Here is a 14710-nt window from a genome sequence, read left to right as displayed (position 1 = left end):
ACGCACGTGTATCTTTGTGGACCTAGCAAAAAGAAATTACGTATGAAATTCAAATTTCAACTCGCCTGTGCGATGATGTCCATTTCGGCCATTGCAAGTGCGACGGAAGGAATGTGGCTTCCTTACATGCTGTCGGATCGCGAAGCAGAGATGCGCGAGATGGGTATGATGATTAGCGCAGAAGACATTTACAGTATCAACAACGGCAGTTTAAAAGACGCCATTGTAAGCTTTGGTGGATTCTGTACAGGTGAAATCATTTCCGATGAAGGCCTCGTGCTTACCAACCACCACTGCGGCTATGGAGCCATCCAATCGCATTCCTCAGTCGAGCACAACTATCTCGAAAACGGGTATTGGGCAATGTCTAGAGACCAAGAACTTCCAAACCCTGATTTGCACGTGCGCTTTGTGAAGTACATTGAAGATGTGACCACCCTCATACTTGATGGCGTCGACGATTCAATGAGCGAGGAGGAGAGAGAAGCTAAAATTGCAGAGAATGTCGAGAAGCTCAAAGAATCTCGCAGTGCTCAAGCCGACTATGAGTATGAGGTAAAGGAGATATACTACGGAAATCAATTCATCATTGTAGCATCCGTACGTTACAACGATGTTCGTTTGGTAGGTGCACCACCAAGCAGTATTGGAAAGTTTGGAGCGGATACAGACAACTGGGTGTGGCCGCGTCATACTGGCGACTTCAGTATGTTCCGTATTTATGCCGACAAGGATAATCAGCCTGCGGAGTACAGTGAGGACAACATTCCTTTCGTTCCATACAGAAGCTTGTCTATTTCTTTGAAAGGTACACAGCCAGGTGATTTCACGTTCGTTTATGGCTTCCCTGGTAGAACCGAAGAGTATCTGCCTTCAATTGCCGTTGAGCAAATGATGCACGAGTTGAATCCAATGAAGATTGCGATTCGCGATATCATTCTCAAGGATAGAAAGATGTACATGATTGAGGACGAGTCAATCGACATTCAATACGCTTCAAAGTACGCTTCAACTTCGAATGCGTGGAAGAAATGGATTGGTCAAGTTCAAGGAATCGAGCGTACACATGGTATTGATTCAATTAGAAGGGCGGAGGCGAGATTGCAGTATGCCTTGGCATCTGACGACCTCCTCTGGAATGAATACGGACACATTCTTCATGAAATGGAAGTGGCCTATACAGAAGCATTGCCGGTATTCAAGCAACGCGACCGATTTATAGAGATGGCCTACTTGGGCAATGAGGCGATGCGTTTCATTTGGGGAATAAGACCGTGGTTACTAGCTGCTGCTAGAGAAGATTCTACAGCTGTGATTGAAGGAAGTGAAAAGGTAGCGCAAGCACTTCAAGGCTTCTACAAAAATTACAGTGCTAAGGTAGATTCAACAGTTGCATTTGATCTATTCACACACTGGATGTCTACTGCCGAAGTAACTCCAGAATTCCTAATCGAGAGCTTCGCAACTGTGGATGGGGTAGATGTTTCAAAGATGTACAACGCCAATTTCTATTTGAGAAATACGGAGGCCGAACGAGTGTTGCAGCTTCTTGAGGAGGACCCTATGGCGTTTGCTCAAGAGGTATTGTACTCTGATGCATACAACATGACCAACGGTGCCTTCGCGCACTATATCGATAACGTAAGTCCTGCTTACCAAGCAGCTCAGGCTAAGATTTCCCGTTTGCAAGCCGAATACATGGCCTCACAAATGGAGGTAATGGATCCTTCATCGGTATATCCAGATGCTAACAGCACGATGCGCATCACTTATGGTTCGGTGGATGGTTTTTCTCCGGCTGACGGTGTGCGTTACAACACCCATACTTACTTAGATGGAGTGATTGCAAAGTACGTACCTGGAGACTACGAGTTCGATTTGCCAGCACGTATGATTGAGCTCTACGAGCAAAAGAACTATGGGGACTATGCCGCGGCAAACGGTAAGCTTCCGGTTTGCTTCATAGCATCGAATCACACTTCTGGAGGAAACAGCGGTTCGCCAGCCTTGAATGCCAATGGAGAACTGATTGGATTGAATTTCGACCGTGTATGGGAAGGTACCATGAGCGATGTTTATTTCGATCCTTCAATCTGTAGAAATATCATGGTAGACATTCGATATGTGCTATGGGTAGTCGATGTTTACGCCGGTGCTGGTCACCTTGTAGAAGAGATGAATACTATTCAGTAAATAAAGGGCTGACAAATTTCAGAATTGAGCTTACGTTGGCTACTTTTGCCGTGCCTCAAAAATGAGAAATTACAACCATGAGCGTACTCGTAAATAAAGACTCCAAAGTAATCGTGCAGGGTTTCACCGGTAAGGAAGGAACTTTCCACGCAGAGCAAATGATCGAATTCGGTACCAACGTTGTTGGTGGTGTAACTCCAGGTAAGGGTGGACAATCTCACCTTGACCGTCCAGTTTTCAACACAGTTGAAGATGCGGTAAAAGAAACTGGAGCTGACGTATCTATCATTTTTGTTCCGCCTGCTTTTGCTGCAGACGGTATCATGGAAGCTGCTAATGCTGGTATCAAAGTGATCGTAGCGATTACGGAAGGTATTCCAGTTGCGGACATGATTAAGGTGAAGGATTACATCTCTGGAATGGACGTGACATTGATCGGTCCAAACTGTCCAGGTGTTATCTCTGCCGGTCAGGCTAAGGTTGGCATCATGCCAGGCTTTGTTTTCAAGGAAGGACGTATTGGCATCGTTTCGAAGTCAGGTACGCTAACCTACGAAGCAGCTGATCAGATCGTAAAGGCCGGATTGGGAATCAGTACGGCAATCGGTATTGGTGGTGATCCAATCATCGGTACAACAACTAAAGAGGCCGTTGAACTTCTTATGAACGATCCTGAGACGGATGGAATCGTTATGATTGGTGAGATTGGTGGAAACCTAGAGGCTATTGCAGCGAACTGGGTTAAAGAGAATGGAAACAAGCCTGTAGTAGGTTTCATCGCTGGTGAAACTGCACCTAAGGGTCGTACCATGGGCCACGCCGGCGCTATCGTTGGAGGAGCAGAGGATACGGCTCAAGCCAAGAAAGCAATTATGCGCGACTGCGGCATTCACGTTGTAGATTCGCCGGCTGAGATTGGTGTTAAAATGGCGGAAGTAATCGGTTAATCCCGATTCAACCTGATAAAACAATCCCCTCTGTCTAACGGCAGAGGGGATTTTTTTTGTCTTAATGTGCGGAAACTACGTAGTAATTCGGGTGGAATTACGGTTTTACGGTCGGTGGATTGGTCGGAATTTTACAGTATTCAACCAATAAGCCTAAGCCATTATGAGAGAGATTGAATTGTTACTCGGTTCCCACAGCCACGTTCTGATACCTGATTGTATGGACGCGCTGCTAATCGAAGTAGAAGATCAAGATAGTTTCGACCATCCTCTCTTCATTGGATAGGCTTTACTACAACCAACCTAACCTGACCAATTCAGGTTGAAAGTGACCGCTTCGTGCGGTCATTTTTATTTTAAGCAGATTCCTGACCCCAATCGGCCGTGTCCATTACGTACGGTTTAAAGTATTGCATCGAGGTGTAGCTGAGCACTATACAACTTGCCAATCCTTCAAATAGAATAGCTATGCCTGTTTGGAATAAACTCAGCTTACCACCCCAGATTCCGCTATCCTCCGCTAGCTCAATGAACTGTGGGTCGATGATAGAAGCGTACAGGCTTAAGAATACCATAAAGAACACAATCGCCATTGCGCTCATGCGTATCCCAGAGAAGAATCCACTGAAGTACCCATGATTCCCATCCTTGAGAAACATCTTTCTGTGCAGCGAAAAGGTTCCGATTAGTACAATTACGAAATTGAAGAGCCTCAATTCGTGGTGCTGTTCTAAGCCAGCAAGTTTCATCAGCATAAAAAATCCGATGAGACCAGCAGCTGTTTTCAATGCGTAGCTCACAAGGTCTCGTATGTTCATAACTTGGGTTTTAAAATGTTAGTTTATTCATTAACAGCTTTTTACCCAGTATTGTTTAAAGGAATCCTCTTGTGCGAACTTTCTGAGGCGTGCACTATTTCAATTTTAATCCCGCTTACTTTGTAGTACCAACATCATACAAACCAAAGCACACTATCATGTTAAGCGACGAAAACCTCAGCGAGGATCACGCTCATATCTTACCCGAGCTTCAGGATGTTTTCTTCTCTGAAGAGGAAGTACCTCAATCGGCAGAGGAGGATTTTAATTGAGCAAATGATAAATCCATGATTTCATATTGATCCCAACCGGAGTAATCAAAATGCCACCATTCGTAGTTGTAGACTTCAAATCCGAATTCCGTCATCACCTTGCGTAAGAATACTTTGTTATACTGGGCTGTAGAGTCGGGCGACTCTGTGGTTTGATGGGCCGCCGAACTGAAGTCGTCGTACTTCGTTGGCATCTGCAGTTCACGGCCTGTTTTCAAGTCGTACAACGAAAGGTCTATCGCACACCCACGGTTATGTCTACTTCCCGAATATGGAGAGGCCACATAGTTGGTGTCTTTGTAAACTTGGTAGAATTTAACTGTTGCGGCATAGGGGCGGTACGCATCGAAGATGATGAGACCTAATCCATGTTTCGCTAAAGAGTCCTCTATCTGCGATAGCGATTTAGCAACGTCAATTCTGGTCCAGGCAGCCGCTTCAGGATATATAATTTCACTAGTAAAGTTATTCGCCGTGGCGTACCGGATATCAAAACGCGCCAAATTGAGCTCATTTTCTAAATCGACAAACCGATTAGAAGGCGATTTTTGGATGGATTTCTCATATTCTTCGACATCGCTCACGGGGGCGATACCGTAGGGATATTTCGGAGTTTCTGAACAAGATGTCAAAAAAATGAGCAAAGACGCGAACAGTAATTTGGCGTGCATAACTAACAGTTTTTCAGAAAAGTACGGCATGTGTTAAAATTCTGCCATTTTGTTTTTTGTGTGAATCACAAATGAGTTTGGTACGTAAATTGGTACCCGGTAACACAAATCAATTTACACAGGATGTCATGAAAAAACTACTCCTACTCACTTTGCTTCCAGCGATGTCTTTCGCTCAAGCTCAGAAGTCTCCTTCTTGGTTGAAGGCGGCTGATGCCACTGCATCAAATAACAAGGCCTTTGTTTATGTTTTCAGCAACTTTTCATCGGCTTACTCTGACCTAACCAATCAGGACTTTGTTTTAAATGGCGATTGGGATGATCCTTACATTCCAGTAGCACCTGCATTCCCGCTAACCACACTTGGTGTATCTGTGGATACCGTGTACATGGACTTTGGTTCATTCCTTTTCGGCAAGAGCAATGGTTCTAGCGACGAGGTAGTTTACAGCGCTATGTCAGCCGACCTCGTAAACCTCGGTGGCCTTACCGGTACTGGACTTTCACCTATCAGTTACGTTACTGAGGGTACTGCTCCAAACAGAATCTTCAAGTTTGAATGGAAGAATGCGGGATTCTACGATGAACTAGCGTATGGAACCAACAACAACTACATCAATCTCCAAACTTGGTTGTACGAGAATGGTACAATTGAGTATCACTTCGGTCCAAACATGGTTTCTGCCGATTTCAACGACAGCCTTTACTTTTACGAGTCTCTGATCAGCGGTGTGGCGAAGTACAATTCTAGCACATTCGACATTGAAGATATTCACATGTTGGAAGGCAACCCAGCATCTCCAACGATGATCGATTCAGTAGATCAACTTACAAGCTGGCCAGCAAATGGTACGGTTTATCAATTCGCTCTTCCTGGTGTTGGAATCGAAGATCAGCAAACCATCACCGTAAAACTCTATCCAAACCCTGCTATCAACGAGCTCAGAGTTCAGGCAGAGCCGAACCAAGTGTTCGACGTTGTTCTCCTCGACATGAGCGGGCAAATTGTTAAGAGAGGTGAACTTTCTTCGCAGACAGCTTTGAGTATTGCCGAGCTTCCTGCCGGTGTGTATCTCACCAAGCTAGTTGAGCGTGGAAGCGGTCAAACCCAAACACTTCGTCTTGTGATTCAACAATAATCACAACGCGAAAAAGATCTCGTGCCCCTTGCTCTAAAAGAGTAGGGGGCTTTTTTATTCCAGACCTAAGTCTTTGAGGATTTCGTCCACCTTCTTCTCCGTTTGATCAAGTCTCTCATAACAGTATTTGATGAGCTTGGAAGCTCGCTCAACATTCGCAGCAAGCTCATCAACACCGATTTCACCAGACTTCATATTCTCTAGAATCTCCTCAAGTTCTTTCGAGGCGCTCTCATAGGTGAGTTTTTCCTGCTTAGCCATTGTTTCTTTCTATGTGTTTCACTTCAGCCGTAACTCGGCTATCCGTTGTTTCTATTCCTATTTCTTCACCTTTTTTCAAACTTGTACCCTTGGTGACGATTGCACCTTCTCGCAGTAGGTAGGTGTACCCACGCTTGAGAGTGGAGGTCGGACTGTAAACCTCAATCAGCTCTTCAAGCATTTTGAGTTTATGTTGATTCCTAACGCGTATTTCTCTACTAAAACGATCGAGCTGAGCTAGTTGCGCGTCCGCCGTGTGTCGAGATTCACCAACCAATTCCCTAGATTCAGAGTTGATCAGATTTGTCATCATAACGAGAACCTCTCGTTTCAACGTGGAATACTTCTCGGTGTAACTCTTAAAATTTCGCGAGGTAGTTTCAAGCGAATACTTTGCCGAGCGGGTATACTCCCTTGAATAATGAGTGAAGAGTGAAGTCAGTTCGTTTTGCCGAGATCTTTGACGTTCAAGGGTAGAGCGGTAAATCTCCAATATCGACTGATAGTTTGTGGAAACTTCGACTTCAAAATCGCGTGCACGCTCTACAATCCAGGCACCAACAGCCGATGGTGTTTTTAGCGATTGTGCGGCCCACTCATCCATGACCGTTCGGTCCGTTTCGTGCCCAATGCCCACAATCACTGGGATGCTGCACTTGGCAAGTTGAGCATTCAACGCATAATCATTAAACGAATCTAAATCTAGCGCCGACCCTCCACCGCGAATGATCACAATGGCATCATACAATTGTAAGTCGATCGATTGGAAGGCCTTAACGATGGAGCCGGCGGCTTGTGTTCCTTGAACGGATGCGGGATAATGATCTAAACGAAATACGAATCCGTAGCTGTTCTTGTGTAGTTGATTCGACAAATCCGCCAAGCCCGCGCTGTTCTCAGCTGCTATGAGCGCAATTCGCTGAATGACGGCAGGTAGGTGAAGTTGTCGATTGCGAAGTAGAAGTCCTTCTTTTTGGAGGCGCGCAATCGTTTCTTTTCTCCTGCGCTCCATTTCTCCCAGGGCAAAGTTTGGGTCGACATCCACCACATGCAACGACAAACCGTAAACCTGATGATAAGTGATTCTGCATTTGCACAGTACCTCACGTCCATTCTCAAGAATGTTACTCAGGTTCAGTTTGTTGGTAAGCTCTATACTATCAGCCTGGCCTCGCCATAGAGCGGCACGAGCACGAGCAATCACCACATCATTCCGTTGCTCTACGAGGTCGAAATAATGATGGCCACTACCGTGACGTTTGTACGAGCTGATTTCGGCTTTGACCCAAACTTCATGGGGAGTGATTTTCTCCTCGAAAAGCTCGGTGATCCTTGCTAATACTCGACTTAAGCTATGTCCTGACGGTGAGTTTACACTCATTCTTTACCAATATAGCCGAGGTGCGTGTGTTTAAAACTGTCGGGGTACTTCAAGCCATACCCCATGAATCTATCCATAGAACTATGTCCAAATAGTATGATTCCCGTAAACAGCGTCCAGTCGCTCAACGTGTAGAAGCCAATCGCAGCAACTACGAGTGCCACGCCTTTATGATGAAACAGGTTGTAGAAAAATGCACCCATCTTCGTGTTTATGAGATATCCGAGCATGCCAATATCTGGAAGCAGGATAACGGCCCAGAACATCCACCAATCGTGACCTAAACGAAGGGTTAGGAGGTAGGCAAATACAAACTGAATTAGCTCTTCGAGGCGTAGTTGAGTTTTCATAGGGGCAAGGTTAAGAAATATGCTTGTGTTCGGACTCAATTTGGAATATCGTAAATTCGAGACGAATTCAACCTTAACTAGAAATTTATGAAAGCTGGAAGAATAATTTTGATTGCCGTTCTGGCAATCGTGATTCTGGGCGTGGCATCGTTCATGATTAAATCCGACTACGCAGTAGATAGAACCACCACTATCGACGCACCGAAGTCCCAAGTTTACGCTACTCTTAGCGACTTTTCACAATTTACGAAGTGGGATCCATGGTCAAAAATGGACCCGAACATGACCGTAGAGTATTACGGCGACCCTGGTACAATTGGCCATGGTTACAAGTGGAGTGGAAACGACTCTGTGGGAACCGGTTCGATGGAAATCATCAACATGGGTGAAAATACCATTGAAATACAATTGTCCTTCATGGAGCCGTATGAGTCTTCATCTCCGACAAGCTACACTATCACTGAAACCGAAGAGGGAACAAGTGTTACGTGGAGCATGACAGGAGAAGTTCCAATGGCTATGAAGATGTTTATGGACATGGAAGCAATGATTGGCAACGACTTCGACAACGGTCTTTCGAACTTGAAATCGATGATGGAGTCAATGGAAGCTGCTCCTAAGTACACGATTCAGTCAGTAGATATGCCGAATATGACGCTTGTTGGTATGCGTCAGCAAGTGAAAATTTCTGAGATGGACGCTTTTTGGTCTGAAGAGAATATCGGCGGACTTTATGCTGCGCTTGGCCAAGCTGGCGTACAATCTGGTCATCTTGTAGGTGTGTACTATTCTTGGGATGAAGCCAATGACATGAGTGATCAAGCTATTGCCGTTGTGGTTCCAGAAGGTACTACGGTAGAGGGGTATGAAACGATGATGATGCCTGCTGGAAGCGCGGTGAAAACAACGCATCACGGTAGCTGGGATAACTTAGACAAGGCGCACATGGCACTTGAAGCACATTGTGTAGAGAATGACATCCCAATGGGTGTTGCCATGCACGTTTACACTGTTTCAGGAGAGGATGTTCCGGAAGAGGAGCAAGTAACAGAGATTTACTATCCAACCCCTGCAGCCGAAGGAGAAGTGATGTAAGATCACGACCTCACGAAAACTTGAAGAGCGCCCATCGTGGCGCTCTTTTTTTGTTTGTACGTTTTAAAATCTAGGTGTTCAATTACGTCGTATGTAGAATAAACACTAGAATGAAACGTCTTTTACTTTCCACATTTATACTGTCGGTATTCCACACGTCTGCTTCCGAAATTCATTGGGAGGAGTGGTCAAGTGACATATTTGAACGCGCCGAGCAGGAGGGTAAACTCGTTCTACTTCATTTAGAAGCAAACTGGTGTCACTGGTGCCATGTTATGGAGCGCGAAACGTATTCAGATGAAGAAGTGGTGGAATTCGTCAACGCTAATTTTATAGCGGTTCACGCAGATCAAGACGACCATCCCATACTCGGAAATCGCTATCGCGCATACGGCTGGCCTGCAATCATTCTATTTAATACAGCAGGGGCCGAAGTCAATAAAATCGCGGGCTATCGAGGTCCAGACCGATTCATGAGTATTCTGAAAAACGCAGTCAACAACCCCGTAGAATTGCGTCCCCGTTCTCGAGATTTCAATCCTAATGTTTCTGTGTCCGAGCAATGGCAGAATCGATACCTAAACACATTGGACACTGTCAAGGGCGGGTATAAGAGTGCTCAAAAGTATGTTGACGAGGCGCTTTTCGATTGGTCGATGCTCCAGCCATATGCCCATGTGAGCGCGAAATGGCTTGAAGTATCTATGCGCGGTTCATTGGAGTTGATTGACCCTGAGTGGGGTGGAGTTTACCAGTATTCGGTTCATTATGGGTGGACAGATCCACATTATGAAAAGCTAATAGAGAAACAGGCTCGGTACATCCGGCTTTACGCTCAATGGTTTCAGCATACAAATGATACTACCTACTTGGAGGCCATGCGTGACGTACTTAAATACACTGATGAATTTCTGAGTGCAAACGACGGTAGGTGGTTCACGGCTCAGGATGCTGACTTAGAGAAGGGAGTTAAGGGCCATGAGTTCTTTGCCCTGGATAGTTTATCGAGATACAGAGCGGGCATACCTGCGATTGACTCTAACATCTATGTAGAGCAAAATGGAACGATGATATCTGCCTGTGTATACGCATGGGCTGCTACGGGCCAAGAGCGCTATTTAGAGCGTGCCAATAAGTGTCTTCTCGCTATGGAAACAATGAAGCGCAATGGGCTCTATCAGAATGGTGACGGGCTACTAACGCTTAGAGATCAATTGAATATGCTAGAAGCTCTTGTGTTGCTATATAGACCTGATAGTCAGGAGTCTTATAAGGTTCAGATTGAATCTCTTATTGAATCAATTCACGATACCTTCTACGAGGATGGTCACTTCCTTCCGTGGGTTGCAGAGATGGGCTTGGAACCTGAATTTGATTTGGAATTGCAGTGCAGAGCAGTTGCTATCTTGAAATCGGCAAACTCAGTGATACAAGACTCAAAAATCGAAGGTGTTTCTAAGCTCATGTGTGAGCAAGTCTGGGAGAATGTACAAGCGCCAGAATTGTTATCCTCTCCCTATTCTATGCCTGAATGGAAGATAGCTGAGCGAATGATGGAACAAGAAGTTGGCACGGTCTACTTGGCGGGTTCTGCAGAAGAACGTCTAAGAGGAAGGCGAGTAGCCATTTTACTTCCTGATAGAAATTATCGCATAGTTGAAACCGAGCTCAACAACCCAGAACTAGAAAGTTACAGTCAGGTTCCGGGAGTTTACTTGTGCAGAGACGGCCGTTGTCAACAGCCAATTCTTTTTTAGCCTGTGTAAAACACCTCTAAAGTTGTATTTTTCGATATGCGAAAACTACTACTGACCGTCCTCCTTTTGGGATTTGGAGTGTTGCATGCACAGTCACCCTCTTCAGATTCTTTGATGTACCCGAACATCGTTCGCTGGAATCTAACACCCTTTCTAGTTTCTAGTCCACAGAGTATTGTGTTGGGATATGAAAGGGTTCTTTCGGAAGATCAGTCCTTTTCTGTAAATGTTGGACATGTCCAGTTTCCGCTAGACCTAAATTGGATAGACAGCACCTCGGAGTATGTTGGCACTGAGCGGAATACGGGCTTTAGTTTCGCTGCGGACTATCGGTTTTACTTCCGCGATAGAAATGCAGATCCGGCACCATCTGGTGTTTACTGGGGGCCGTTCCTAACGTACTATTACTTTGATCAACGGCACCGATTCAATTATTATGAAAACGGAAACCCGGAGGATGTTGTAGTGAACAATAGTATTCATGCTATTGCTGCAGGTGTAGAGCTTGGGTATCAGTTTACCTTGGGTGATCGATGGACCATTGATTTGATATTTATCGGTCCAGCTTACGGATTTTACGGAATTAAGGGGGAAGTAGATGGAACCTTCCCGAACTCAGTTACCGAAGGTGAGGTTTACCAGAGAACACGTGACTTCCTGATTGACAGCTATCCAGACTTGATTAAGAGCTTTGAAAATGGTGAGTTTTCTTCTTCTGGATTTGGTGGCACATGGGGCTTTAACTTCCGATATGTGCTGCAGGTTGGATATAGATTTTAGGAATTAACAATGGCTATTGAATAACCATGGTTTGCAGATAAACACTCGACGTGGTGAAATCGTTACATTTGCGCATTCAGATAAGGCCCAGTGAGCACTCCTGACAAGTATATAGACATAAAGAAGGTGATCCATAGCAAGAACCCAAAGCTTGCTAAGTGGATGCCAGGATTCATTCTACGCTACATCAAGCGAATCGTTCATGAGGATGACCTCAATCGTGCTATGCGCGACTTTGGACACCTTCATGGCGTTGATTTCGTGAACGAAGCGGTGAACCACGTAGGAATCAAATTGATTACTAAAGGGCTTGAGAACATTCCGAAAGAAGGCGGGGTTATCCTTGCTGCCAATCACCCGTTGGGTGGTCTTGATGGTATTGCCTTCATGGCCGCAGTAGGAAAGGTGAGGAGCGATATGCAGTTTCTCGTAAATGATATCCTTTTGAATGTTGAGAACTTCCAACCCCTCTTTATACCGGTTAATAAGCACGGCGCCAATCCTCGTGCGGCACTAAAGATTATTGATGAAGCTTATGCTTCGGATAGTGCAGTCATGGTTTTCCCAGCCGGCTTGGTTTCAAGGAAGATAGAGGGTAAAGTGCAAGACTTAGAGTGGACAAAGAGCTTCATCTCAAAGGCGATGCAGTACAAGCGAGATGTGATTCCAGTGCATATTGACGGAAAGAACTCAGCTTGGTTTTACAATCTGAGCAGATTTAGACAGAAATTCGGAATCAAGGCCAATTTAGAGATGTTCTACTTGGCGAATGAGATGTACAAGCAACAAGGTCAAACGATAACACTTACCTTTGGCAAACCTATACCTGCTAGTACTTTCGATAAATCGAAGACACAGAACGAATGGGCTAATTACGTACGTGAAGAGATGTACGCATTAGCTGGCAACACTGAAGATAAATGATTGAAATGGAGAAGATTGCAGATCCTGCTGAAGTTTCAGCCGTAAGAGCTGAGCTCAATGAAGGAACCTTTCTCCGTTATACCAATAAGGGGCAAAATGAAGTGCACCTCATTACGGCCAAAGATGCGCCGAATGTGATGCATGAAATTGGTAGACTAAGAGAAGAGGCCTTCCGCGCTTCTGGTGGAGGAACGGGACTTGCGCTCGATATCGACCATTACGACACTTCTGAATTCCCATACAGCCAAGTCATTGTTTGGAATGAAGAAGACAGCGAAGTCATGGCGGGTTACCGCGTTCTCGACTGTCGCGAAATCAACAAGCAAGCGAAGGGGATGGACCTTCTAGCGACCAATCACCTCTTCAATTTCTCAGACAACTTCGTTAAAAATTACCTCCCACAAACGCTAGAACTTGGACGTTCATTCGTTCAACCTAAGTACCAAAAGGGTCAAGAATCTAAAAAAGGTCTATTCGCACTAGATAATTTATGGGACGGATTGGGCGCTGTGATTTATCGCAATGAATCCATCAAATATCTGTTGGGTAAGGTGACGATGTATCCGACTTATGATCGAGATGCGCGCAATGCGCTACTTGCTTTTCTAGCAGTGTATTTCCCTGATAGAGATAATCTTGCGATGCCTATCAATCCATTAGTTGGAGAGTCAGACTTGGCACCTTGGAAAAAGCAGTTTGACGGGAAGAATTACAAAGAGGCATATCTTCTGCTAAACACATTCATCCGTAGCAAAGGACTCAACATTCCACCGTTGATCAACAGCTACATGAACCTTTCGGATACGATGCACACCTTCGGGACGTCCATCAACGATGAATTTGGTGATGTAGAAGAAACCGGTATCCTCATTATGACGCAGGATATTTACGCCCCTAAGTACGAAAGGCACATCCTTTCTTATCCACAACATTCTGAATACGGGAAGCCTCACTGGATGGAGTAATTTCTTAAATTGGTGGTACAACAAAACCGCTGACCATGAAATTCCAATCCACCATTTTGATGCTGTGTATCAGTCTTTTCGCGCTTGCTCAAGAGTCTGAAAAGAAAGGCAGATTCATGTTTGTTGAAGCCCGAGGTCACAGTGGTATCCATTTTTATACGGGCGAATCCCTAGAAAGTGCTTTGTCAAGCGGCTATGGTAGCCTTGAAATTCGTGTGGGTTGGCAAACAGACGGCACACAAGCATGGACCGGAGCTTACGGCTATCCTTCTTATGGCTTTGGTTGGTATTCAGGAGCGATAGGGAATCCCGAAATTCTAGGTCAGCCCAATGCCCTCTACGGGTTCCTTAGCTTTCCTATTTCAATTAACCGTCGGCATACCTTCATTAGCGATTTAGCCTTTGGTTATACGTATGACTTAAACCCATACGACCCTGAAAATAACCCGCTTAACGATGCTATTGGTGCGCGAGGTGCGGTTTACTTTAACTGGGGATGGGGTGGAAGATATAACCTCAACAGGGAGTTGGATTTGACCTACGGAATTGACTTTACACACTTCAGTAACGGACGCTCATTTCAACCTAACTACGGCCTCAATATGATGGGGTTATTCTTGGGTACCCGTTATCACTTCAACACCCAACAAAACGAGGTGGATGATGATATTCGTCCCGAGCTTATTCTTCCCGTTCGTCCCGATTATCCAAACGAATGGCCGGATTACTCGAATACCAGTGAGCATAACGTTCTCCTATACACAGCGATAGGAACTACTCAAAATGGCGAAGATGCCGGTACGAGTAACCGCTACTTCAACTCGTCCATTACCCTTGAGTATCAGTACTTCTTTAACATGAAACACGCCGTCGTTGGCGGTTTAGACTTCTTTTACGACGGAAGCCTAGTGGCCTTTGATGAAGATCCAAACATGTTCGGATATCACCTGGGTTACGACTACAGAGTATGGATTTTCTCGATTCGTTTGCAAGCCGGAGGATACTTCTCTGCACCTGAGCGCAAAGGAGGATTCTTCTTCCGACCAGCAGCCAAGTTCGATATCTATGAAGGACTTTATGCTCAGGTAGGACTGAAAACCCTAAACGGAGGTGCAGCTGACTGGGTGGAGTTTGGAGTAGGGTATGAGCTCTGGTAA

Annotated in this window: 14 protein-coding genes; 9 read left to right on the top strand and 5 right to left on the bottom strand. The window is 45.2% G+C overall.

Annotated features, from left to right (window positions below; genetic code table 11):
* The first annotated feature begins 42 nt into the window (after nucleotides 1–42).
* Both F8C67_RS01970 and sucD read left to right on the top strand, forming a co-directional pair.
* Complete coding sequence (locus F8C67_RS01970) at nucleotides 43–2193, top strand: S46 family peptidase (protein ID WP_151666107.1); 2151 nt, start codon at nucleotides 43–45, stop codon at nucleotides 2191–2193.
* Nucleotides 2194–2270: 77 nt separating this feature from the next.
* Complete coding sequence (gene sucD / locus F8C67_RS01965; protein WP_151666106.1) at nucleotides 2271–3140, top strand: succinate--CoA ligase subunit alpha; 870 nt, start codon at nucleotides 2271–2273, stop codon at nucleotides 3138–3140.
* 356 nt (nucleotides 3141–3496) lie between these two features.
* Here sucD and F8C67_RS01960 read toward each other — a convergent pair whose 3' ends face one another.
* Together F8C67_RS01960 and F8C67_RS01955 are read right to left on the bottom strand one after the other, a co-directional pair.
* Nucleotides 3497–3958: a hypothetical protein gene (locus F8C67_RS01960; protein WP_151666105.1), complete on the bottom strand. Its 462-nt coding sequence runs from the start codon at nucleotides 3956–3958 to the stop codon at nucleotides 3497–3499.
* A gap of 244 nt (nucleotides 3959–4202) precedes the next feature.
* Complete coding sequence (locus F8C67_RS01955; protein ID WP_170266315.1) at nucleotides 4203–4901, bottom strand: M15 family metallopeptidase; 699 nt, start codon at nucleotides 4899–4901, stop codon at nucleotides 4203–4205.
* Nucleotides 4902–5029: 128 nt separating this feature from the next.
* Here F8C67_RS01955 and F8C67_RS01950 point away from each other — a divergent pair, with 128 nt between their 5' ends.
* Entirely contained in the window at nucleotides 5030–6040 is a 1011-nt protein-coding gene (locus tag F8C67_RS01950) for a T9SS type A sorting domain-containing protein (protein WP_170266314.1), read from the top strand.
* A gap of 54 nt (nucleotides 6041–6094) precedes the next feature.
* Here the strand turns inward: F8C67_RS01950 and xseB are convergent, their stop codons facing one another.
* The 3 genes from xseB to F8C67_RS01935 are packed head-to-tail and all read right to left on the bottom strand — an operon-like array spanning nucleotide 6095 to nucleotide 8032.
* Nucleotides 6095–6301, bottom strand: coding sequence for an exodeoxyribonuclease VII small subunit (xseB, locus tag F8C67_RS01945; protein WP_151666102.1), 207 nt, complete (start codon nucleotides 6299–6301; stop codon nucleotides 6095–6097).
* Nucleotides 6294–7682 carry an exodeoxyribonuclease VII large subunit gene (gene xseA, locus F8C67_RS01940; protein WP_151666101.1) on the bottom strand — a complete coding sequence of 463 codons (1389 nt, stop codon included), beginning with the start codon at nucleotides 7680–7682 and terminating at the stop codon, nucleotides 6294–6296. Before xseA ends, xseB begins: the two co-directional genes overlap by 8 nt.
* Nucleotides 7679–8032, bottom strand: coding sequence for a DUF4260 domain-containing protein (locus F8C67_RS01935; RefSeq protein WP_151666100.1), 354 nt, complete (start codon nucleotides 8030–8032; stop codon nucleotides 7679–7681). Before F8C67_RS01935 ends, xseA begins: the two co-directional genes overlap by 4 nt.
* A gap of 87 nt (nucleotides 8033–8119) precedes the next feature.
* On the opposite strand from F8C67_RS01935, the gene F8C67_RS01930 reads away from it, so the two are divergent.
* The 6 genes from F8C67_RS01930 (at nucleotide 8120) to F8C67_RS01905 (ending at nucleotide 14710) form a co-directional block, all read left to right on the top strand.
* Nucleotides 8120–9127, top strand: coding sequence for an SRPBCC family protein (locus tag F8C67_RS01930; protein ID WP_151666099.1), 1008 nt, complete (start codon nucleotides 8120–8122; stop codon nucleotides 9125–9127).
* Nucleotides 9128–9237: 110 nt separating this feature from the next.
* Nucleotides 9238–10884, top strand: a complete 1647-nt coding sequence (locus tag F8C67_RS01925) for a DUF255 domain-containing protein (protein WP_151666098.1) — start codon at nucleotides 9238–9240, stop codon at nucleotides 10882–10884.
* A gap of 36 nt (nucleotides 10885–10920) precedes the next feature.
* Complete coding sequence (locus F8C67_RS01920) at nucleotides 10921–11664, top strand: DUF3575 domain-containing protein (RefSeq protein ID WP_151666097.1); 744 nt, start codon at nucleotides 10921–10923, stop codon at nucleotides 11662–11664.
* A gap of 126 nt (nucleotides 11665–11790) precedes the next feature.
* Nucleotides 11791–12588, top strand: coding sequence for a 1-acyl-sn-glycerol-3-phosphate acyltransferase (locus tag F8C67_RS01915; protein WP_223277497.1), 798 nt, complete (start codon nucleotides 11791–11793; stop codon nucleotides 12586–12588).
* A gap of 5 nt (nucleotides 12589–12593) precedes the next feature.
* Complete coding sequence (locus F8C67_RS01910) at nucleotides 12594–13553, top strand: GNAT family N-acetyltransferase (RefSeq protein ID WP_151666096.1); 960 nt, start codon at nucleotides 12594–12596, stop codon at nucleotides 13551–13553.
* A gap of 35 nt (nucleotides 13554–13588) precedes the next feature.
* Nucleotides 13589–14710: an acyloxyacyl hydrolase gene (locus tag F8C67_RS01905; protein WP_151666095.1), complete on the top strand. Its 1122-nt coding sequence runs from the start codon at nucleotides 13589–13591 to the stop codon at nucleotides 14708–14710.

This window comes from Phaeocystidibacter luteus (assembly GCF_008933115.1).
GTDB lineage: Bacteria > Bacteroidota > Bacteroidia > Flavobacteriales > Schleiferiaceae > Phaeocystidibacter > Phaeocystidibacter luteus.
The sequence above is the reverse complement of the archived record's forward strand: the minus strand, read 5'-3'. Positions and strand labels throughout refer to the sequence as shown.

What these genes read in the sequence shown, in the direction of transcription:
- F8C67_RS01970 (WP_151666107.1), top strand. Translation starts at nt 43, where the DNA reads ATGAAATTCAAATTTCAACTCGCCTGTGCGATGATGTCCATTTCGGCC.
- sucD (WP_151666106.1), top strand. Translation starts at nt 2,271, where the DNA reads ATGAGCGTACTCGTAAATAAAGACTCCAAAGTAATCGTGCAGGGTTTC.
- F8C67_RS01960 (WP_151666105.1), bottom strand. Translation starts at nt 3,958, where the DNA reads ATGAACATACGAGACCTTGTGAGCTACGCATTGAAAACAGCTGCTGGT.
- F8C67_RS01955 (WP_170266315.1), bottom strand. Translation starts at nt 4,901, where the DNA reads ATGCACGCCAAATTACTGTTCGCGTCTTTGCTCATTTTTTTGACATCT.
- F8C67_RS01950 (WP_170266314.1), top strand. Translation starts at nt 5,030, where the DNA reads ATGAAAAAACTACTCCTACTCACTTTGCTTCCAGCGATGTCTTTCGCT.
- xseB (WP_151666102.1), bottom strand. Translation starts at nt 6,301, where the DNA reads ATGGCTAAGCAGGAAAAACTCACCTATGAGAGCGCCTCGAAAGAACTT.
- xseA (WP_151666101.1), bottom strand. Translation starts at nt 7,682, where the DNA reads ATGAGTGTAAACTCACCGTCAGGACATAGCTTAAGTCGAGTATTAGCA.
- F8C67_RS01935 (WP_151666100.1), bottom strand. Translation starts at nt 8,032, where the DNA reads ATGAAAACTCAACTACGCCTCGAAGAGCTAATTCAGTTTGTATTTGCC.
- F8C67_RS01930 (WP_151666099.1), top strand. Translation starts at nt 8,120, where the DNA reads ATGAAAGCTGGAAGAATAATTTTGATTGCCGTTCTGGCAATCGTGATT.
- F8C67_RS01925 (WP_151666098.1), top strand. Translation starts at nt 9,238, where the DNA reads ATGAAACGTCTTTTACTTTCCACATTTATACTGTCGGTATTCCACACG.
- F8C67_RS01920 (WP_151666097.1), top strand. Translation starts at nt 10,921, where the DNA reads ATGCGAAAACTACTACTGACCGTCCTCCTTTTGGGATTTGGAGTGTTG.
- F8C67_RS01910 (WP_151666096.1), top strand. Translation starts at nt 12,594, where the DNA reads ATGGAGAAGATTGCAGATCCTGCTGAAGTTTCAGCCGTAAGAGCTGAG.
- F8C67_RS01905 (WP_151666095.1), top strand. Translation starts at nt 13,589, where the DNA reads ATGAAATTCCAATCCACCATTTTGATGCTGTGTATCAGTCTTTTCGCG.